Raw genomic sequence first — 20,805 nt, 5'->3', positions numbered from 1 at the left:
CCAATACGATGCTGCTTATCAATGCCTGACAAGCAAAGTTTTATTATTCGCAGAACTGACCAATTTTGGCTTTCAATATATCAATTGCTACTCGGTTTTTACCCCCGCGCGGCACAATAATATCTGCATATTGCTTTGATGGTTCAATAAATTGCAGGAACATTGGACGCACAGTTTTATGATATTGCTCAATCACCGAATCCAGAGAACGCCCCCGTTCATGCACATCCCGCTTAATACGACGCATAAGGCAAATATCCAGTGGCGTATCAACAAAAATAGAGAAGTCCATCTCCTGGCGCAAGCGCTTATCGGTCAATAATAGAATACCTTCCAGAATAATAACCCTTTTCGGTGCAAAATGAATCGCTTCTGGTTTACGAGTATGAGCAACATAATCGTATTGTGGTAATTCAATTGATTCACCCATTTTCAGCGCTTGTAGGTGAGAAAAGAGCAGATTGTGATCCATTGAGCTTGGATGGTCATAATTAGTCTTATAACGCTCTTCCATTGATAGATCGCTCTGATCTTTATAATAGCAATCCTCGGGTATAATACCGATATTGTGATCACCAACCTGAGCGCGTAATTCACGATAAAGTGTATTAGCAATGAGACTTTTACCTGAGGCAGATGCACCAGAAATTCCTACAATTGTGCACTGATATGCTTCGTCAGCCATAATAGAGATTAACCTGATTCTAGAAAAAAATGGGAACAAAGCACTTATGAGTGCTAAGTTTGGCGAGATTATAGGGAGTTAATGGTATCTGTTCCAGTGTAAACAAGAGAAGTCTCACTTTTTTCGAGGCGTTTCGCATAAAAACCATGTAACGAGGGAAATCGAACAAGCATATTTCTCCCCATACAAAATCTCCCCATACAAAAAGCGGGCAATGAAAACATCCACCACCCGTTATCTTCAATCAAATACCTGCATTAAACAGCACGGAACGAAATTTCTGTTGGTATCTTCTCGCCTTGCCAATACATCTGTGCTGAAATATTCGCGGCAATTTCGCGATAAATATCGGTAAATTCACTATCAGGATTACTGATAACGGTTGGCTCACCACGATCAAGATCTTCACGCAGTGAAATATGCAGCGGGATTTGTCCCAATAATTTACAGTGATATTTAGCCGCCAATTTTTCTGCTCCACCCGTTCCAAAAATAGGTTCCAGGTGACCACAGTTACCACAAATATGTGTACTCATATTTTCAATAATACCCAGTACAGGCACCTTCACTTTCTGGAACATGACGATGCCTTTCATTGCATCAATTAAGGCGATATCCTGAGGCGTTGTTACCACCAGTGCCCCCGTTACCGGGATGTTTTGTGACAAAGTGAGCTGAATATCACCGGTCCCCGGTGGCATATCGATAACCAGATAATCGAGATCCGGCCATAATGTATCCTGTAACATCTGCATCAATGCTTTACTAGCCATTGGGCCGCGCCATACCATTGCATTGTCATCTGTGACTAAATAACCAATCGAGTTAGTGGCAAGGCCATGCGTCATAATCGGTGCCATATGCTGCCCGTCTGGGGAAGTTGGACGCTCTTTGGTGGTTCCCAACATACTCGGAACAGAAGGACCGTAGATATCTGCATCCAGAATACCGACTTTTGCCCCCTCCTGAGCCAATGCCAGCGCCAGGTTTACGGCTGTGCTGGATTTACCCACCCCACCTTTACCCGAGCTGACAGCCAAAATATTACGGACACCATTAATTCCCGGCAGATCATTAGCCCGACGTAATGTGCTGATATCATGGATCAATTTCCACGCTACCGATTTCGCACCAGTTACCGCCTGTAATTCTTCCGTGGTGGCCGCTTTTAACGCCTTAAAACCGCTTTGCCAGACAAACGGCATCAGTAATTCAATGTGCAAGACACCATCAAGCATCGTGCAGTGATGTAACGCCTTCAATGTTGTCAAATCACGTTCTAGTGTCAGGTGTGTAAAAGTAGCAAGTATTTTTGTTACCTGAGATTTCAGCAGGTCAGGATTGGTCTGCTCGGGGGATTGTGAGTTCATCCCGGCTCCTTTAATGATTATCATTAGCTAAAAACCATCTCGCCATCATAACAGAACCCAATGCGTTCGGATAAAATTAGCGACAAAAACCCGCTTCCGGCTCACTGATTCAATTTTTATCCATTAACAACCTCAGAAGGGTTTAGGTTTCAAGGCGCACTGGATAAAACTCATTAATATTAAACCTTACCCTAGCGACAATTTTTTTGATCGGTTAACATCAAACTCCCTTTTTCACTTATTGGAAGTCAGATCCTTACTATGTCTCAAGTCGCAAAAAAATTATTGGTGACGTGCGCGTTGCCATATGCTAACGGTCCAATCCATCTCGGTCACATGCTGGAACATATCCAAGCAGATATTTGGGTCCGTTTTCAGCGAATGCGCGGCAAAGAGGTTCACTTTATCTGTGCCGATGACGCTCATGGAACCCCAATCATGCTGAAAGCTCAGCAAATGGGTATTGCTCCTGAAGAGATGATCGCAACGGTGAACCAAGAGCATCATCAGGATTTTACTGGCTTTTCAGTGAGCTATGATAACTATCACTCTACGCATAGCGAAGAGAACCAAACGTTATCAACCAAAATCTATCTCGAACTGAAAAAAAACGGTCATATTAAGAATCGTACTATTTCTCAGTTATATGATCCTGAGAAAAATATGTTTCTGCCGGATCGCTTTGTTAAAGGTAGCTGCCCGAAATGTAAGGCAGAAGATCAGTATGGCGATAACTGTGAAGTTTGCGGTTCAACCTACAGCCCAACTGAACTAATCAACCCACGTTCTGCTGTCTCCGGCGCGACGCCAGAAATGCGTGAAACAGAGCACTTCTTCTTCGATCTGCCCGCATTCAGTGACATGCTGCAAGCTTGGACCCGCTCCGGTGCCTTACAGGAGCAAGTTGCTAACAAAATGCAGGAATGGTTTGAATCCGGTTTACAACAGTGGGATATCACCCGTGACGCCCCCTATTTCGGTTTTGAAATTCCTGATGCGCCGGGCAAATATTTCTATGTCTGGCTGGATGCGCCTATCGGCTATATGGGTTCTTTCCAAAACCTATGTGATAAACGCGGAAATCTGAACTTTGATGAGTTCTGGGCAAAAGATTCCACCGCTGATCTGTATCATTTTATCGGTAAAGACATTGTTTATTTCCACAGCCTGTTCTGGCCGGCCATGTTGGAAGGCAGCGGTTATCGTAAGCCAACCAACGTGTTTGTTCATGGCTATGTCACCGTCAACGGTGCGAAGATGTCCAAATCCCGTGGTACTTTTATTAAAGCCAGCACTTATTTGGATCATCTGGATGCAGACTGTTTGCGTTATTACTATGCAGCCAAACTCTCGGCTCGCATTGATGATATCGATCTGAATCTGGAAGATTTTGTTCAACGTGTTAACAGCGATATCGTTAATAAAGTTGTTAACCTGGCCTCCCGTAATGCCGGCTTCATTAATAAACGCTTTAACGGCAAGCTGGCGGATAAACTGGCTGATCCGGCGCTTTACCAACAGTTTATTGATGGGGCAAAGGTGATTGCAGAAGAGTTTAATAACCGCGAATTCAGCAAAGCAATCCGTGAAATCATGGCACTGGCTGATTTGGCAAACCGTTATGTGGATGAGCAAGCACCGTGGGTGGTGGCAAAAGAAGAAGGCCGTGATGCCGATCTTCAAGCTATCTGTTCAATGGGCATCAACCTGTTCCGCGTTTTGATGACTTTCCTGAAACCCGTTTTGCCAAGTCTGGCAGAACGCGCAGAAGCGTTCTTAAATACAGAACTCACCTGGCATGGTATTGAACAGCCGCTGCTGGATCATCAAGTTTCTGCCTTTAAGGCCCTGTTCAATCGCATTGATATGGATAAAGTGGACGCTATGGTTGTGGCATCTAAAGAGAGCATCAACACACCACAAAAAGTCAGCGGTCCACTGGCAGAAGATCCAATTCAGGACACCATTACCTTTGATGATTTTGCCAAAGTTGATATGCGCGTCGCCCTTATTAAACAGGCTGATTTTGTCGAAGGCTCAGATAAGTTGCTGAAACTGATGCTGGATCTTGGTGGCGAAACTCGCCAGGTATTTTCGGGTATTCGCTCCAGTTATCCTGATCCAAAAGCACTGGAAGGCCGTTTAACCATTATGGTTGCTAATCTGGCACCACGCAAAATGCGCTTTGGTATTTCGGAAGGGATGGTTATGGCCGCCGGACCTGGCGGAAAAGATATCTTTTTACTCAGCCCTGACAGCGGCGCCCAACCCGGTATGCAAGTGAAATAATAGTTAATTTATTTCATTAATATTTTTACCCACGGGGATCAGTAATGGTCCCCGCTTTATTTTAATGTGAGCTTTGACATCCTTGTATCTTGGATTTATCCAGAGCATCACTTTCAACATGCCAGCGAGCAAGGCGTGAAAGTTGCCAGTAAATTAGAGTCTTCATTTCAAAATACTTGCTGCTTATCAGTAGGGACTATTACTGGGGCGACTGGTATCCAGCTTGTGTCTTAAGAATCGGTTTTCTGGGCAAACTTTTTCGTTAATTGTCGAACAAGGGCCGATAGAAGATAGATCTGCACCTGGATTTTTTAGCTGTTTTGTGTTGAACAAATCAACTACCGTACCTTGGTTTTGATCCTCTTTTATTGGTTAATTATATGTATATGTGACATGGAAAATTTCCATCTCCAGTATCCACTTTAGATTTTCTTCAATAAAAAGTAAGTTCAAAGTAGTTAATAAAATTATCACTAGTTATAGTGAGATAATTCAGTTAAATTATCATCGAATTTAGAATGGAATTGAAGTAAATCAATGTGTAGGAAAATTATTAGGAGGTTAGTATGGCCATACCGGCATATATATAGTTGCAAGATGATGGTGGTGCAGACATTAAGGGATCTGTCGATATACAAAATCGCGAGGGTAGCATTGAAATCCTGAGTTTTAACCATAGTCTATATATTCCCACTGATAGTAGTACAGGAAAACTAACGGGTACCAGAGTACATGGTTCAATGAGTTTCGAAAAAGAATTTGATCGGGCATCTCCATACCTTTATAAAGCTGTTGCCACTGGACAGACGTTACAATCTGCCAATATCAAATGGTACAGAATAGACAATGCAGGTCAGGAAGAGGAGTATTTCCATATCCTTATGAGCGGAGTGAAAATTGTTTCAATTTCTCCAGTAATGCATAATATAAAAGATCCATCTTATCAACATCTTAATCATCTAGAATCCGTTGAAATCAGATACGAGAAAATTACGTGGAAATACCTTGACGGTAACATCATTTACTCTGATTCGTGGAAAGAGCGCTAAGAAATAACGCCGGAATATCCGGCATTTTACCGAAGTCTATTAAAGATCCGACTGGCGATTTTGTGTATAATTAGAGCTATCATTAAGAGTGCAAAGATGTCTATAAACAATTCAATCCAGCTATCCTCGTAATTTCCTCCTAACCAACCCAAATTTATCCTATTCAGGAAACGTTCTACCACACGATACACCTGATAAACAGCCAAGTTTAACGGAGTAATGAGCCGGAACGCTAGCAGTGCGATCAACAGGCATAGTAAATAACCAAAAAAGCTAAGAAACTTTACACGCACCAAAATTTGTATTCCCCGTAACATCAACTCTACCGTATGCCATCAATGAGCTGCCCGGTACTTTAAACTTATGGGTACGGAGCAGAGCGTTTCGTACGATATTAAAGTCAGAAACACGATAAAAGGTGATACATCCCCAAGACTCGCCGCTACCATTCGGACGCAATGGATGAAGACGAAATGCTCCGCGTCGAACACCGTTCACGAATATATAATCATTCATTGTCTGAAAACTATATAACCCAAACCATTGAGAATGATTAGTACCATGAATCATATCAAGAGCTGTGCCTCTGACTTGGTTCGCTATGCTACCAACCGGACGATCAACAATCCAATACTGACCTGGAGGAATTGCTGATTTCTCAATGTAAGAACATTCAGACTTGTTGACGTATGGATCTTGACCAGAGAAAACGTCAAATATACCAACGCCATAACAATGAAATTTAGCCTTTCGTCCATTATCGGACAGGTCGTTATAATTCATCCTACAAATTTGCATGGTTATTCCCATATAATATATCTGCGAGTTGTATTCCAACCCGCAATTGATTAAATTACTATTTTTTCCATAGCGTATGTTTTCGTATGGTTGGACTTCAACGCTATCATAAAGTTCACTTTTTTCTAGAAAACCTCATATTAAATCAAACCACACATTACCAATCTTGCTAATCATTTTATCGGGGCTGTAATCCAGAACCGCCGAAATTTCCGTCATCCTTTCGAAGGAAAAGATGGCACATTCCCAAGGTCACTTGTATGATGAATACCTCACCGGAATTAGGAATTTTGTTATGTCGTTTCGTGAAGTACTGATTGTTGGTTGGCAGTATCTAAGAGCATTTGTTCTGATTTATTTATGTTTGCTGACAGGTAATGCCATTTCTTCCCTACTACCTATCATTATTCCCGGCAGTATTATCGGTATGTTGATCTTGTTCGTTTTATTAGCTTTCCAGCTAATTCCTGCTCATTGGGCAAAACCAGGCTGTAGTCTGTTACTAAAAAATATGACTTTGCTGTTTCTGCCTATTGGCGTAGGCGTAATGAATTATTACGATCAACTCAGCCAACAGATAATTCCGATTGTTTTTTCATGCCTGATCAGTACTGCAATTGTTATGATTATCGTTGCTTACAGTTCCCATTATGTTCATCGTGAACGTCCGATTGTAGGATCCACATCAGAAATTAACAATGAACAACAGAAACAAGAGAAACAAGAGAAATAAAAATGTTAAGTCACATTTGGTGGTCACTGCCATTAACATTGATTGTATTTTACACCGCAAGAAAACTTTCACTACGATGCAAAATTCCCATTCTGAACCCCTTATTGGTTTCTATCGCCGTCCTTGTTCCAATATTATTAATAACCCACACGCCTTATGAACACTATTTTGCCGGCAGTCGAATTCTAAATGATCTACTCCAGCCCGCCGTAGTTGCACTGGCATTTCCTCTATATGAGCAGATACACCAGATCCGAGCCCAATGGAAGTCCATTATTAGCATCTGTTTTATCGGCAGTATTGTCGCTATGGTGACAGGCACTGCTATTGCCTTGTGGATGGGCGCAACGCCTGAAATGGCCGCTTCGATACTGCCTAAATCTGTCACAACACCAATAGCAATGGCAGTTGCAGATGCCATTGGCGGTATTCCCGCAATCAGTGCTGCTTGCGTCATTTTTGTCGGCATTCTCGGCGCAATATTTGGTCATAACCTGTTCGATCTTTTACAGGTAAAAACCAAAGCATCCCGCGGCTTAGCAATGGGAACGGCATCACATGCTTTGGGTACCGCCCGCTGTGCAGAGGTCAATTTCGTTGAAGGCGCATACAGCTCATTGGCATTGATGACCTGCGGTATCATTACTTCACTAACAGCCCCTTTTGTATTCCCGGTGCTGCTATACCTATTTAGCTAGTTTATCTATTAGGAAATTTGATAATATTCACTCGATTACTAACTTCAATTACATAATTCTCATCATCTATATGATATTTATCACATTACAAATCTCATCAGACAACTTAGAATGATCTTAAGCTACTTCGGAGATCACGCTATGCAAGCTCGTTTTCACCCCATATGGGTACAGTTGCCCTCTAAACTACAGGATGCACTTTTACCTTACGCAGGAAACGATGACTTTCCTGCCATGCTCACTGCTGAGCAAGCTAAATCGATTAAGAAAGCCTGCGGTTTTGACGATAACACCTTGGCTGTCGCCCTGTTACCACTCGCAGCGGCCAGTTCCCTGACACCAATCTCACATTTTAATGTTGGTGCAATTGCCCGCGGTGAAAGCGGAAACCTCTATTTTGGCGCTAATATGGAATTTGCTGGCGTACCACTACAGCAAACGATTCATGCTGAACAATGTGCGATTACTCACGCTTGGTTATTGGGCGAGAAAAGACTGGCATCTGTTACTGTGAATTACTCTCCGTGCGGCCACTGCCGTCAATTTATGAATGAACTTAATAGTGGCACACAATTAGAGATTCATCTGCCAAAACAGGCATCTTCAACATTAGATCACTATCTGCCAGATTCTTTTGGCCCAAACGATCTGGGCATCACAACTTTGTTGATGGATCCGGTCAATCATGGCTATAAACTAGAAACGACGGATAAATTAGTACTAACGGCATTAGATGCAGCAAACCAGAGCTATGCCCCATACAGTAATTCCTACAGTGGTACCGCACTTCTGGGAAAAGATGGAATAATTTATCCTGGGCGTTATGCAGAAAATGCGGCATTTAACCCAAGCTTGCCCCCATTACAAGCAGCACTGATTCTGATGAACATTTCTGGTGGTGATTGCCTGGCTATCGAAAGAGCGGTGTTAGTTGAGGGAAAACACAGTGATTTATCCCAACGGAGTGCGACTCAATCTATACTTGCTGCACTCGGTTGCAGCAAATTTGATTACTACACTTTCTGAGTTCAGTGGAAAATTCATTTTTCCCTCTATGCAGATAGAGGGTTTTCCGCTATAAAAAATAATTACCGTAACATTTTATTATCTAACTCTGGATGTTATACCCTATGGATTTCAAGATGGATCGCGACGGCAAGGGAGCGAATCCCCGGGAGCATACCTCCAATTAAGTAACATTTACTGTACATATTTTTCCTATCTCTTAGGATCTGTAGCTAACCTTATTATCCATTTAGTTCAAAGAGTAAGATTCATGGAACTGGAACACGAAAGTAAACGTCCACTATATATTCCCTATTCTGGCCCAATTCTGTTGGAATTCCCCCTGCTGAATAAAGGCAGCGCTTTCACTGAAGAAGAACGTAGGAACTTTAATCTTCACGGTTTATTACCGGAAGCGGTCGAAACCATCGAAGAACAAGCTGAACGTGCCTATCGGCAATATCTTGATTTCAAAAATGATGCAGATAAGCACATTTATCTGCGAAATATTCAGGACACTAACGAAACCCTGTTCTACCGCCTGCTGGATGCCCATTTGAACGAAATGATGCCAATCATCTACACCCCAACCGTGGGTGAAGCGTGTGAGCACTTTTCCGATATTTACCGCCGTGCCCGTGGCCTGTTCATCTCACATCCAAACAAAGCACATATTGATGATATGCTGCAAAATGCGACCAAACAAAATGTAAAAGTCATCGTTGTTACCGATGGTGAGCGTATCCTCGGTTTGGGTGACCAAGGTATTGGCGGTATGGGTATTCCTATCGGTAAGCTCTCCTTATATACCTCCTGCGGTGGTATCAGCCCTGCTTATACACTGCCAGTCGTCCTGGATGTAGGCACCAACAACCCACAACGCCTGAATGATCCGTTATATATGGGCTGGCGTCACCCACGTATCACCGGTAAAGAATATGATGAATTCGTAGACGAATTTATTCAGGCTGTTAAACGCCGCTGGCCAAATGTGCTACTGCAATTTGAAGATTTCGCACAAAAAAATGCCATGCCTCTTCTTAATCGCTATCGCCACGAGATTTGTTGCTTTAATGATGATATTCAGGGAACTGCCGCTGTTACGTTAGGTAGCTTAATTGCCGCCAGTCGCGCGGCTGGCCGTCAATTAAAAGATCAAACGGTCACCTTCCTCGGCGCAGGTTCTGCCGGTTGCGGCATTGCAGAACAGATCGTCGCCCAGATGAAATCAGAAGGTTTAAGTGACGAACAGGCTCGTGCCCGTATTTTCATGGTTGACCGCTTCGGTTTATTGACAGACAAGCTGCCAAATCTATTGGATTTCCAGAACAAGCTGGTGCAGAAAAGCAGCTCATTGGCTAAATGGGATGTAAACAACGATTCAATCTCGCTGCTTGATGTTGTCCGTAATGCTAAACCGACAGTATTGATTGGTGTTTCAGGTCAGGCAGGTTTGTTTACAGAAGAGATCATCCGTGAGATGCATAAACATTGTGAACGCCCAATCGTCATGCCATTATCGAATCCAACTTCCCGTGTTGAAGCCCGTCCCGAAGATATCATCAACTGGACAGATGGTGCCGCTCTGGTTGCGACAGGTAGCCCATTTAATCCGGTAAAATATAAAGATCAGGAATATCCAATAGCACAATGTAACAACGCCTATATCTTTCCCGGCATTGGTCTGGGTGTCATCGCATCAGGGGCCAAACTGGTTACTGACGGTATGTTGATGGCAGCAAGCCGAACATTGGCGAATTGCTCACCCTTAGCCCAAGAAGGTCAAGGTCCGTTACTGCCACTTATCGATGATATTCAAGAAGTGTCACGCAAAATTGCTAAACAAGTCGCCAAAGAAGCACAAATACAGGGCGTTGCCACTGTGACCTCAGATGGAGCACTGGATGAAGCGATTGAACGCAACTTCTGGAAACCTGAATACCGCGTGTACAAACGGACTTCATTCTGATTTTTATCATTAAAAATACGTAAAAAGCTTGTTATACCCGTCATCTTTCAAGTTGCCTCTTTGTTGGCTGCACTCTCTCACCCCGGTCACATCGTTATCTATGTTCCCGGGGATTCGCTCCCTTGCCGTCTCGATGCATTTTGAAATCCATAGGGTATAGTTCTCTTTTACTATCAAGCTTTTTTCTTATAGAGAAAACTTGCTTCGAAATTTCAGGTAAAGTAGCCTTTAACAAATCCAGTCATTAATGTGTATAAGGCAAAAGCATGTGGAATCGCCTGATAACAAGTCTGTTATTCATCACAGGGATGCTGATACTGACAGCTATTGCACTTGACCGCTGGATGAGTTGGAAAACAGCCCCCTATGTCTTTGATGATCTCAAACAACTTCCTGAACGTGAAGTGGGTATAGTACTTGGTACTGCTAAATATTACCTCTCTGGTGCGCCAAATCAGTACTATATGTACCGTATTCAGGGAGCCATTAATGCTTATAACAGCGACAAAATCAAATACTTGTTACTGAGTGGTGACAATGCTCAGCAAAGTTATAACGAACCGGTCACTATGCGCAGGGATTTGGTAAAAGCGGGTATTCCTGCTGCAAATATCGTACTGGATTTTGCTGGTTTCAGAACACTTGACTCAATAGTCAGAACCCGGAAAGTTTTTAACACTAATGATTTCACGATTATTACCCAACGATTTCATTGCGAACGAGCCCTGTTTATCGCTATGCATATGGGAATTGATGCTCAGTGTTATGCAGTTTCTACCCCCAAGAATATGATTACCGTTCGATTACGTGAAATCATTGCCCGTCTTGGTGCTTTGACTGATCTTTATATTCTGAAACGCGAACCTCGTTTCTTGGGCCCGTTGATCCCTATTCCTGCTCCGTATAAGGTACCAAAAGGTATGACTAATTACCCCGCCGTCACTCCAGAAGAGTTACGGACAATGGATAAAACCCAGCTTAAGCCGACCGGGCCAACACCGCCGTGATATCACGCCACCGCTGTTCTACTGGCCCTTGCGGGTGACGACGTAACCACCAGCATGAAAAAAGAATATTCACCGCCCAAATGGGAAGAATAAAGGCAAGTAGTTCCAAACGGCTAAATTGACCAAACAACCCAAAGTTATAAAATAGCAGGGTGCAGATTAAGGTTTGTAGCAAGTAATTACTCATCGCCATTCGCCCAACCTGATTGAACCAGTAATTAATTCGCCAGCATGAAATGACCGGCCAGAAACCATATATTAAAGCCATATACCCCAGTGCCTGAAATGGCGTTACCAACTCAGCAAGGATATAACCGACAATACCTGACCAAAAGTAATCCCAATTATGGATATATTGGAAAACCACAGAGAATATCTGAACAGCAATACTGAGCGGTATCAGCACTAGCGCCACATTTCGATAATGGCTCACTGAAAATTCACCTTTTAGCCAACCATTACGCATTAATCCAGCACCACATGACATAATACCGATAAGCTGCCAACCATACTGAACAAACAGCATGACCATCATCAACATGACCTGATTGAAACGCTCTTTTACTGCCAGCCATCCACCAGACGTTTTCCAATATGTTTCGTATAACATCTGGAATTCCGTCAACTGCCAAGAAACATCATTAGATTCGCCGCTGGAAAAAAAGCCGAGAATAAACAATAGCACTAATCCGATCAGATAAAAAATAGCGCCTTTCATAAATAACCGGTTACTGGCGCTATTTTGGCTAATCAATTGAAAACTGAAAAAACCTGCTAAACTATACGAGAGCAAAATATCGCCATCCCAGAATAGGATACCATGTCCCATTCCAATTAGAGCAAGTATGGTTAATCGTGGATAATTCCAGATTTTGCCCCTTGGTAATAGTAACTCCAATGCTGCACCAAATAAGAAGGCCAAAATACACAGGAACTTTCCCTGAACAAGGACGCTAAGTACAGACCAGACAATCAAATCAGTTAAAGAAGCTGAACCATTATATACCGGATTCAAATAAGCGGCGGATGGCAAAGCAAAACCGGAGATATTGAGTAGCAATATCCCCAGTATTGCCAAGCCACGAATACTATCCAGTGAGTCAATTCTCTGGCAGGCCATGTTTATATCCCGGTGTAAAAATTACACATGGCGAGTTGTACGTAAAAACTCTTGACGGGTATTTTGGCTAGATTTAAACAATCCCCCCAGAGAGGTTGTTGTCGTGGTACTGGTTGCATCACGGATACCCCGCGCTTTCACACAGTAATGAACCGCATCAATCGATACGGCAACATTATTGGTACCAAGGAGTGTCTGTAATGCAATCAAAATCTGCTGGGTCAGGCGCTCCTGAACCTGTGGACGCTGAGAAAAAAATTGCACAATACGGTTAATTTTAGACAACCCAATCACTTTATCTTTTGGAATATAGGCAACCGTCGCCTTGCCATCAATGGTCACAAAATGGTGTTCGCAGGTACTGGTGAGTGTGATATCACGAACGGTCACCATTTCGTCCACTTTCATTTTATTCTCTATCAATGTGATTTTCGGGAAATTGCTGTAGTCCAATCCTGAAAAAATCTCATCGACATACATTTTCGCAATACGACCTGGGGTTTCTGCCAAACTGTCATCACGCAAATCGAGATTCAACAGTTTCATAACTTCCGTCATATGCTCCTCAATCCGCGCTTTGCGCACTTCCGGTACCAATGCCTGACCACGCAAAGGCGTTTCAAGGCCACGAGTTTCCAGCGCCGAATGCACAAGCTCAGCTTCTTTACTTAAGGATGACATTATTTTCTCCAAAGACATTACTTTCCATCATCTGGCGGGTAGTAAAATTCAAGTCATGAATACTATCACTGAAACAATCACGACTAACAGATAACTATTGCACACACTGTAAATGAGCACGTGGTGATTATCCAGTGATTGCTTTTCATAATTATACCCGTCATCTTTCAAGTTGCCTCTTTGTTGGCTGCACTCACCCACCCCGGTCACAAACCAATAACCCGGCAATGACCAAGGTAATCAATGCAACATATAACGCTGGCTCCAATCTCCCGGTTATTGTGGTAGAAACCGCTGACAGCATCGGACCAATTAGCTGCCCGACAGCATATCCGGTGGTTAACAATCCGGCCATATAACGGCTATGTTCTGGCGCTAATTCACGCCCATATTGAAACGCCATTTGCACCACACACATAAAACCCCCACCAACCAACAAAGAGCTTAATGCCAGACCACCTATTCCCGGAATGATCTCAGCGATAAGAATGCCCACAGCCTGAATCCATAAAGTGATCGCAAGCCGGATTTGCGTTGTCAGCATATGACGGGTCAGAATAGCAAAACCAATGCCGATGACTGCGGCACCACCAAATATTGGCCAGACAAACTGCGCAAACAAGCTGCCAGGGAAACGATCACTCGCCATTTGTGAAAGAAAAGTCGCTGGCAAAATATAACCAAAGCCCGCTAAGCTGTAACTCCATACCAACTGCTTAATTGCAGGCGTCAAAGTCAGTTTCTTCACCTCAGCCTGTGAACGGTGTAACTCACCACCACGGGGTAAATGCCGACTAATATAGATACTACAAATCAGCGCCAAAATGCCATACAACATCCATGCTTCGGCAGCGCTCACTTGCCATGCTTGAATACCAATAGCAAGGATACCAGTAACGAATATCCCGACTCCCGGTCCCGCAAATATGGCAGCACTCAACGCAGGACGATTCAATTTAGCCAACTGTTCATTGGCCCATGATGTCACCAATACCAATGTCCAGCCACTTGCCCAACCAATAAGAAAACGGGCAATACTGTGCAATATCGCCCCATACAGTAGTGCAGAGAGCAATGTGATAATCACTGCTCCCCACAATCCGGCCCAAAGCCGATATTCAATCAAACGGTGCGCCCGCATTGCATCGTAAGAACCAGCCAGATATCCCAAATAGTTAAAAGCCGCAACGATACCTGCCCCAGTTAGACTAAACTGGAATTCTGCGATCATTAAAGGCACTTGAGGAGTGAAGGCAGTACGCCCAATTCCCATAGCGACAACCAGCGCCAAAAATCCACTCATTGCGATATGAAAAGCGAGGTAGCGGTGACTTTGTTGAGGAGAAGTTGAATTGTTCATAGCCATAAAATGTTATTTTTTTAATTTATTTCTCATAAGCCATAACAAAAATCAAATAAAATACACACTTTTAATTAACAAAATTCCAGAAAAACGTAAATTATTTCTGCCCATAAATAAAAAGTCAGTAAGCAATTAATGACAGTATCTGGAACATCGGAGTATATGAATTTTCGTCCTCTGCTCCATTTATTTATTTTTACCTCTACTCAGTTACCTCTATTAAGGTTAAATCGAGTTTTACAACATAACATTAGCTGAATTAACCAAGCTTCCACACAATATTGTCCACACAATAATGCCAAAATAGTACTAACAAACTTGTCTATACCCTATGGATTTCAAGATGCATCGCGGCGGCAAGGGAGTGAATCCCCGGGAACATAGCAAACTATGTGACCGGGGTGAGCGAGTGCAGCCAACAAAGAAGCAACTTGAAAGATGACGGGTATATAAGAGATATGATTCATCATGTTATGTACAAATATTAATAAGGAGCATTGTTATGTATAAAGCATTTCAAGGTAAGACTGCTATTGTAACCGGTGGTGGAACCGGTATAGGACGGGCTATCAGTATTATGCTGGCGAAACAAGGTGCTGCTGTCGCAGTGATCTATTCACAAAGTGAACTTGAAGCGCAGGAAACAACAGAGGCCATTATCAAGGATGGGGGGCAAGCTATCGCGATAAAAGCAGATGTTGCCGACGAATCGGCTGTACAAGCCATGATAAACACCGTCGTGGAAAAATTTAGCGGGATCGACTATCTGGTAAATAACGCGGCGACAACTAGGCAACTTCAATTTGAAGATCTTGATGCCATATCTAGCGATATTTGGGATGCCATTATTGATGTTAATGTGAAAGGCACATTTCATTGTTGCCGGTATGCGGCACCTTATCTTAAAGCAAGAACAGGGAGTGCTATCGTGAATGTCGGTAGTATCGCCGGCGAAACCGGCCTGGGCTCTTGTATCCCCTACGCCGCTTCCAAATCAGCGGTTCACGGACTGACAAAATCCTTAGCTCGGGCACTGGCTCCATCGGTCAGGGTTAACTGCGTAGCGCCAGGTGCCGTTGAAACAAGATGGTGGAAAGGGAGAGAAGAGAAAATGCATACGCTTTGCACTTATTTGCCCTTAGAAAGAATTTCAACGCCAGAAGATGTTGCAGAAATAACCTTAATGTTGTTAAAAGCAGAATCGATGACAGGACAAATCATAACCGTTGACAGTGGTCAAACCTTATAAGCGCTTACGCGCTTTCTAACCTGGCTATGACAGCAGCAAATTTTCTAACGCCAGGTTAATCGTCGTGTTCTACATACTTATCACATGTCGCGGCGTTTTGGATAACCAACACCAATATCGCCGTGTTTATGGAACATACGAGCAAAGTCAAATATCACTCACACATATGATGATCTCTGCCATAATGCCACTAATGAAAAACCTTATCTGGGAGCATCATTATGGATCACTGTCATACCTCTGAATTGATCTCTTTGCAGCAGGCGTTGGAAAAACTTCTGACGCAAGTTACACCACTGACTGACACAGAAACCGTCAGCCTCCCGCGAACATCAGGACGCATTACTGCAACAAATATTATTTCTCCTATCAATGTGCCCCCTTTTGCTAACTCAGCAATGGATGGTTATGCCGTACGCCATGCGGATTTAAACAGCAATAAACCACTGCCTCTGGCAGGAAAAGCACTGGCTGGCGTACCTTTTCAAGGAGAATGGCCAGTTGCAACTTGTATCCGCATTATGACTGGCGCACCGATTCCCATAGGCGCTGATACGGTCATTATGCAGGAGCACGCAGAAACTACTGATGATGGCATCGTTTTCACTCAGCCAGCCAAGCAAGGTCAGAATATCCGTCTGGCTGGCGAAGATATTGCTAAAGGTGCAGTAGTTTTGTCGGCAGGCAGCAAATTATCCACCGCTCAGTTACCCCTAATTGCATCTTTAGGCATCACCGACGTTGAGGTGGTTCGCAAATTAAAAGTCGCCATTTTCTCGACCGGTGATGAGCTACAAGCTATCGGTCACCCACTTAAGGAAGGGCAAATTTATGATACCAACCGTCTTACCGTTCGACTGATGCTGGAGAAACTGGATTGCGACGTTATTGATTTCGGGGTTATTGCAGACAATCCTCAAGCTTTACGCCATGTTTTCGCACAAGCAGATCAAAAAGCAGATTTAGTCATCAGCAGTGGTGGCGTTTCTGTAGGTGAAGCAGACTACACTAAGCAGATACTGGATGAATTAGGCGAAATCAGTTTCTGGAAACTGGCAATGAAACCGGGTAAACCTTTCGCTTTTGGCAAACTAAAAAACGCCTGGTTCTGCGGTTTGCCCGGTAATCCAGTTTCAGCCGTTCTCACTTTCTATCAATTAGTTCAACCTTTAATCGCGCGTCTATCCGGTTTTACGGCATGGCAACCCCCTATGCGTATGCGCGCCAAGGTCACCACGCCATTGAAAAAGAGACCGGGAAGAATGGATTTTCAACGGGGCATTACTTCGGTGAATGAACAAGGTGAACTAGAAGTTCGTACAACAGGACATCAAGGCTCTCATATATTTAGTTCATTCAGTCAGGGGAACTGCTTCATTGTTCTGGAACGTGAACGTGGACAGGTAGAAGTTGGTGAAAATGTTGAAATCGAATTGTTCAATCACTTACTGAAAAATGAATAATGACCATTGAACTAACAGATGCAGAAACCCTACGCTATAACCGCCAGATTGTTCTACGCGGGTTCGATTTTGACGGTCAGGAAAAATTGAAATCTTCGGCGATCCTGATAGTTGGTGCCGGTGGTTTAGGTTGCGCAGCATCCCAGTATTTGACCGCAGCAGGTGTGGGAACAATAACACTGCTGGATTTTGATACCGTTTCTCTCTCGAACTTGCAACGGCAGATCCTACATCGAGATGAACGTATCGGCATGGCTAAAGTGCATTCAGCCCAGTTGACACTCCGAGCAATAAACCCACATGTCACGATTAAAACCGTTAATGGATTACTGGAAGATCAAGCGCTAGATGAACTTATCAGCCAGAATGATGTTGTCTTGGATTGTACTGATAATGTAACAATCCGCGAGCAACTGAACCGCCTGTGTCTGGCAAGGAAAACGCCACTGGTTTCCGGCGCAGCTATTCGCATGGAAGGACAACTCACTACATTTACTTATCAGCCAAATGCCCCCTGCTACCGTTGCCTGAGCAGACTGTTTGGCGAAAATAATCTAACGTGCGTGGAAACGGGAGTTATGGCACCATTGGTCGGTACCATCGGTACATTACAGGCAATGGAAACCATCAAACTCCTTACTGGATATGGCAAAGTCAGCAGTGGAAAGGTTTTACTGTTTGATGCGATGACAATGCAATTTCGTGATATTAAATTACTTAAAGATCCCAATTGCGAAGTGTGCAACAGTTAATTTATCCACCGATAGAAATAACAAGCAATAGAAATAACAAACAATAGAAATAACACGCCCCGGTTATCTCAACCAGGGCGATTTATGCCACAAGATGATTACTCAATAATTCCCTGACTTCTTAGATATTCATCATAAGTACCTTTGAAATCAATGACCTTATCAGATTTAATTTCCATCACTCGGCTTGCCAATGAGCTAACAAATTCCCGATCATGAGAAACAAATATCAAAGTACCTTTATACAATTCAAGCGCAAGGTTCAAAGATTCAATAGATTCCATATCCAAGTGGTTTGTTGGTTCATCCATTATCAGAATATTTGGCTGTTGCATCATCAACTTACCAAATAACATCCGTCCTTTTTCGCCACCCGATAATACTTTGACTTTTTTCTTAATGTCATCCTGGCTGAACAACAAACGGCCTAATACACTACGAACAGCTTGTTCATCATCCCCTTCTCTCTTCCATTGACTCATCCAGTCAAAAACTGTCAGATCACAGTCAAAATCACTGGCATGATCCTGAGCATAGTACCCAATGCTACTATTTTCAGACCACTTAACTACACCACTGGTTGGCTCTGTTTCACCAACGAGCGTTTTCAAGAAAGTTGTTTTACCAATACCGTTAGCACCAATAACAGCGAGTTTTTCACCAACTTCCAGCAGGAGATTAAGATTTTTAAACAGAGGGCCATTATCATAGCCTTTAGTAAAACCTTCCAATTCCAGAGCATTACGGAACAATTTCTTATCTTGCTCAAAACGGATATAAGGATTCTGACGGCTGGATGCTTTAACTTCTTCCAACTGGATTTTATCAATCTGACGAGCACGCGAAGTCGCCTGTTTTGATTTAGAAGCATTAGCACTAAAACGGCTGACAAAAGACTGCAATTCCGCAATCTGTGCTTTCTTCTTCGCATTATCAGCTAGCAGACGTTCACGAGCCTGAGTGGCGGCAACCATATATTCATCATAATTACCGGGGAACAGACGCAACTCACCGTAATCAAGATCGGCCATATGAGTACAAACTGTATTCAGGAAGTGACGATCATGGGAAATAATAATCATGGTGCTGTTTCGTTCATTCAGTATTTGCTCTAACCAACGAATAGTATCAATATCCAGGTTATTCGTCGGTTCATCCAATAACAGAACATCAGGATTAGAAAACAGCGCTTGAGCCAGCAATACACGCAATTTCCAGCCTGGTGCCACTTCGCTCATCAAACCGTAATGCTGTTCTACTGGAATACCAACACCTAACAACAACTCTCCGGCACGCGCTTCGGCACTATAACCATCCATCTCGCCATAAGCGACTTCCAGATCGGCAACGCGATAGCCATCCTCTTCACTCATTTCTGCCATGGCATAGATGCGGTCACGCTCCTGCTTTACCTGCCACAGTTCCGTGTGCCCCATAATCACGGTATCCAACACCGTGAACTCTTCAAAAGCAAACTGATCCTGACGCAGTTTACCAATACGTTCATTGGGATCGGTGCTGACATTGCCGACAGAGGGTGTCAGATCACCTCCCAGAATTTTCATAAAAGTGGATTTACCAGAACCATTAGCGCCAATCAGACCATAACGGTTACCGTTGCCAAACTTGACAGAAATGTTTTCAAACAGGGGCTTACTGCCAAACTGCATGGTGATGTTGTTTGTACTTAACACTGCGTTCGCTCTTACATTTAGAAACAAAAGGAAAATCGGAAAAATCGATAACGGCGCATTATGCCACAATAGTGTTAAGAGATCGCGGGGAGTTTTGAGCGTTATTCGAGCTATACCCGTTATTCTGAAACAGATATTACACCAGCCGCTAATCAATAGAATAATTCATTCTGGTACTCTGAATGACAAAACGATATCGTGATTTAATTTTATGCGGAATGTGCTTTCAAATCAGGCAAAAAGAAGAAAATAAGAGAAATCAATATTGGCACACTGCAAATAAACATATTAGGGATTAATGACATTACGTTCACAATAATTTCCTTTTTACAGTTTTTTCATCAAGGATGTAATAGTCCCTATAGTGAATATAATTTTGCCTAATTATCCAAATATTTGCTAATCAATAAATCAGTAAACTTCTTAGCAATAATAAAGACTTATCAAATTAGTGCGTTTATAACTACTCAAAATAAATACAATCTGTTACTAAGTTATACTCATTCAATATTACAACATATTAACATCTCATCAATATAATGATGAATTAATGCTCAAAAAAATAATAAAATTATTATCATTCATCATAGACCCAGCGGCCTATTTTTGTTTGTCATTATAGTTGTTTTATATATTAGTTATTAAAAACATAGACATATTTTATCATTTATATCTACGTTTTTAAGTACGAAAATATAATTAACCGGTTGTTATTTTATAATAAAACACCAAGATCAAAAAAATTGACTTTTATCTGAGAGAAAAGGTATCTTAAAAAACATCGAGACAAAATAAATCTTTTTATCTACACCAATGAATAAATAGCTTGCTTTTAATTTTAATATTTTAAAAGATTAAAATTATTAAAATTATTAAAAAT

General features: G+C 42.6%; 18 protein-coding genes. 11 read left to right on the top strand and 7 right to left on the bottom strand.

Features of this window, described 5'->3' with window-relative positions:
• Positions 1-43: 43 nt before the first annotated feature.
• Positions 44-685, bottom strand: a complete 642-nt coding sequence (gene udk / locus PluTT01m_RS08105) for a uridine kinase (RefSeq protein WP_011145853.1) — start codon at positions 683-685, stop codon at positions 44-46.
• Between the two features lie 257 nt (positions 686-942).
• Entirely contained in the window at positions 943-2,055 is a 1,113-nt protein-coding gene (gene apbC / locus PluTT01m_RS08100) for an iron-sulfur cluster carrier protein ApbC (RefSeq protein ID WP_011145852.1), read from the bottom strand.
• Between the two features lie 261 nt (positions 2,056-2,316).
• Here apbC and metG point away from each other — a divergent pair, with 261 nt between their 5' ends.
• The 3 genes from metG to PluTT01m_RS08085 all read left to right on the top strand — a co-directional run bounded on the left by metG (position 2,317) and on the right by PluTT01m_RS08085 (position 5,393).
• Positions 2,317-4,344 (top strand): methionine--tRNA ligase, encoded by a 2,028-nt coding sequence (gene metG / locus PluTT01m_RS08095; RefSeq protein ID WP_011145851.1) that lies wholly within the window; start codon positions 2,317-2,319, stop codon positions 4,342-4,344.
• 223 nt (positions 4,345-4,567) lie between these two features.
• Positions 4,568-4,702 carry a type I-F CRISPR-associated endoribonuclease Cas6/Csy4 gene (locus tag PluTT01m_RS28225; RefSeq protein ID WP_157852127.1) on the top strand — a complete coding sequence of 45 codons (135 nt, stop codon included), beginning with the start codon at positions 4,568-4,570 and terminating at the stop codon, positions 4,700-4,702.
• Between the two features lie 232 nt (positions 4,703-4,934).
• Positions 4,935-5,393, top strand: a complete 459-nt coding sequence (locus PluTT01m_RS08085; protein ID WP_011145849.1) for an Hcp family type VI secretion system effector — start codon at positions 4,935-4,937, stop codon at positions 5,391-5,393.
• A gap of 273 nt (positions 5,394-5,666) precedes the next feature.
• Here PluTT01m_RS08085 and PluTT01m_RS08080 read toward each other — a convergent pair whose 3' ends face one another.
• The gene (locus tag PluTT01m_RS08080) at positions 5,667-6,191 is read right to left on the bottom strand and encodes a DUF2778 domain-containing protein (protein ID WP_041380015.1); all 525 of its coding nucleotides are present in this window, start codon (positions 6,189-6,191) and stop codon (positions 5,667-5,669) included.
• A 295-nt stretch (positions 6,192-6,486) separates the two neighbouring features.
• Between PluTT01m_RS08080 and PluTT01m_RS08075 the strand changes: the two genes are divergently transcribed.
• From PluTT01m_RS08075 to sanA, 5 genes are all read left to right on the top strand, one after another.
• Entirely contained in the window at positions 6,487-6,924 is a 438-nt protein-coding gene (locus tag PluTT01m_RS08075; protein WP_011145846.1) for a CidA/LrgA family protein, read from the top strand.
• Positions 6,925-6,926: 2 nt separating this feature from the next.
• Complete coding sequence (locus PluTT01m_RS08070) at positions 6,927-7,622, top strand: CidB/LrgB family autolysis modulator (protein WP_011145845.1); 696 nt, start codon at positions 6,927-6,929, stop codon at positions 7,620-7,622.
• 141 nt (positions 7,623-7,763) lie between these two features.
• Positions 7,764-8,648, top strand: coding sequence for a cytidine deaminase (gene cdd, locus PluTT01m_RS08065; protein ID WP_011145844.1), 885 nt, complete (start codon positions 7,764-7,766; stop codon positions 8,646-8,648).
• Between the two features lie 250 nt (positions 8,649-8,898).
• The gene (locus PluTT01m_RS08060) at positions 8,899-10,596 is read left to right on the top strand and encodes an NAD-dependent malic enzyme (protein ID WP_011145843.1); all 1,698 of its coding nucleotides are present in this window, start codon (positions 8,899-8,901) and stop codon (positions 10,594-10,596) included.
• A gap of 266 nt (positions 10,597-10,862) precedes the next feature.
• Positions 10,863-11,603 (top strand): outer membrane permeability protein SanA, encoded by a 741-nt coding sequence (gene sanA, locus PluTT01m_RS08055; RefSeq protein ID WP_011145842.1) that lies wholly within the window; start codon positions 10,863-10,865, stop codon positions 11,601-11,603.
• Here sanA and yeiB read toward each other — a convergent pair.
• The 3 genes from yeiB to PluTT01m_RS08040 form a co-directional block, all read right to left on the bottom strand.
• Entirely contained in the window at positions 11,575-12,723 is a 1,149-nt protein-coding gene (gene yeiB / locus PluTT01m_RS08050) for a DUF418 domain-containing protein YeiB (RefSeq protein WP_041380013.1), read from the bottom strand. The genes sanA and yeiB overlap by 29 nt on opposite strands.
• A 21-nt stretch (positions 12,724-12,744) precedes the next feature.
• Positions 12,745-13,404, bottom strand: a complete 660-nt coding sequence (folE, locus tag PluTT01m_RS08045) for a GTP cyclohydrolase I FolE (protein ID WP_011145840.1) — start codon at positions 13,402-13,404, stop codon at positions 12,745-12,747.
• 193 nt (positions 13,405-13,597) lie between these two features.
• The gene (locus tag PluTT01m_RS08040; RefSeq protein ID WP_041380759.1) at positions 13,598-14,764 is read right to left on the bottom strand and encodes a YbfB/YjiJ family MFS transporter; all 1,167 of its coding nucleotides are present in this window, start codon (positions 14,762-14,764) and stop codon (positions 13,598-13,600) included.
• Between the two features lie 505 nt (positions 14,765-15,269).
• Between PluTT01m_RS08040 and PluTT01m_RS08035 the strand changes: the two genes are divergently transcribed.
• From PluTT01m_RS08035 to moeB, 3 genes are all read left to right on the top strand, one after another.
• Positions 15,270-16,016 carry an SDR family NAD(P)-dependent oxidoreductase gene (locus PluTT01m_RS08035; protein WP_011145838.1) on the top strand — a complete coding sequence of 249 codons (747 nt, stop codon included), beginning with the start codon at positions 15,270-15,272 and terminating at the stop codon, positions 16,014-16,016.
• A 221-nt stretch (positions 16,017-16,237) separates the two neighbouring features.
• Positions 16,238-17,479 carry a molybdopterin molybdotransferase MoeA gene (gene moeA, locus PluTT01m_RS08030; protein ID WP_011145837.1) on the top strand — a complete coding sequence of 414 codons (1,242 nt, stop codon included), beginning with the start codon at positions 16,238-16,240 and terminating at the stop codon, positions 17,477-17,479.
• A complete protein-coding gene (gene moeB / locus PluTT01m_RS08025) occupies positions 17,479-18,231 on the top strand; it encodes a molybdopterin-synthase adenylyltransferase MoeB (RefSeq protein WP_011145836.1) in 753 nt (250 codons plus the stop codon). Before moeA ends, moeB begins: the two co-directional genes overlap by 1 nt.
• 98 nt (positions 18,232-18,329) lie before the next feature.
• Here the strand turns inward: moeB and PluTT01m_RS08020 are convergent, their stop codons facing one another.
• Positions 18,330-19,925 (bottom strand): ABC-F family ATPase, encoded by a 1,596-nt coding sequence (locus tag PluTT01m_RS08020; RefSeq protein ID WP_011145835.1) that lies wholly within the window; start codon positions 19,923-19,925, stop codon positions 18,330-18,332.
• Positions 19,926-20,805 lie beyond the last annotated feature (880 nt).

Source organism: Photorhabdus laumondii subsp. laumondii, assembly GCF_003343245.1.
GTDB classification, from domain to species: domain Bacteria; phylum Pseudomonadota; class Gammaproteobacteria; order Enterobacterales; family Enterobacteriaceae; genus Photorhabdus; species Photorhabdus laumondii.
Note: the sequence above shows the minus strand (reverse complement) of the source record. Positions and strands in the feature narration are given on the sequence as shown.

Bases quoted from the DNA above. Each gene is read 5' to 3' on its own strand.
- udk (WP_011145853.1), bottom strand. From the start codon at position 685: ATGGCTGACGAAGCATATCAGTGCACAATTGTAGGAATTTCTGGTGCA.
- apbC (WP_011145852.1), bottom strand. From the start codon at position 2,055: ATGAACTCACAATCCCCCGAGCAGACCAATCCTGACCTGCTGAAATCT.
- metG (WP_011145851.1), top strand. From the start codon at position 2,317: ATGTCTCAAGTCGCAAAAAAATTATTGGTGACGTGCGCGTTGCCATAT.
- PluTT01m_RS08080 (WP_041380015.1), bottom strand. From the start codon at position 6,191: ATGCAAATTTGTAGGATGAATTATAACGACCTGTCCGATAATGGACGA.
- PluTT01m_RS08075 (WP_011145846.1), top strand. From the start codon at position 6,487: ATGTCGTTTCGTGAAGTACTGATTGTTGGTTGGCAGTATCTAAGAGCA.
- PluTT01m_RS08070 (WP_011145845.1), top strand. From the start codon at position 6,927: ATGTTAAGTCACATTTGGTGGTCACTGCCATTAACATTGATTGTATTT.
- cdd (WP_011145844.1), top strand. From the start codon at position 7,764: ATGCAAGCTCGTTTTCACCCCATATGGGTACAGTTGCCCTCTAAACTA.
- PluTT01m_RS08060 (WP_011145843.1), top strand. From the start codon at position 8,899: ATGGAACTGGAACACGAAAGTAAACGTCCACTATATATTCCCTATTCT.
- sanA (WP_011145842.1), top strand. From the start codon at position 10,863: ATGTGGAATCGCCTGATAACAAGTCTGTTATTCATCACAGGGATGCTG.
- yeiB (WP_041380013.1), bottom strand. From the start codon at position 12,723: ATGGCCTGCCAGAGAATTGACTCACTGGATAGTATTCGTGGCTTGGCA.
- folE (WP_011145840.1), bottom strand. From the start codon at position 13,404: ATGTCATCCTTAAGTAAAGAAGCTGAGCTTGTGCATTCGGCGCTGGAA.
- PluTT01m_RS08040 (WP_041380759.1), bottom strand. From the start codon at position 14,764: ATGAACAATTCAACTTCTCCTCAACAAAGTCACCGCTACCTCGCTTTT.
- PluTT01m_RS08035 (WP_011145838.1), top strand. From the start codon at position 15,270: ATGTATAAAGCATTTCAAGGTAAGACTGCTATTGTAACCGGTGGTGGA.
- moeA (WP_011145837.1), top strand. From the start codon at position 16,238: ATGGATCACTGTCATACCTCTGAATTGATCTCTTTGCAGCAGGCGTTG.
- moeB (WP_011145836.1), top strand. From the start codon at position 17,479: ATGACCATTGAACTAACAGATGCAGAAACCCTACGCTATAACCGCCAG.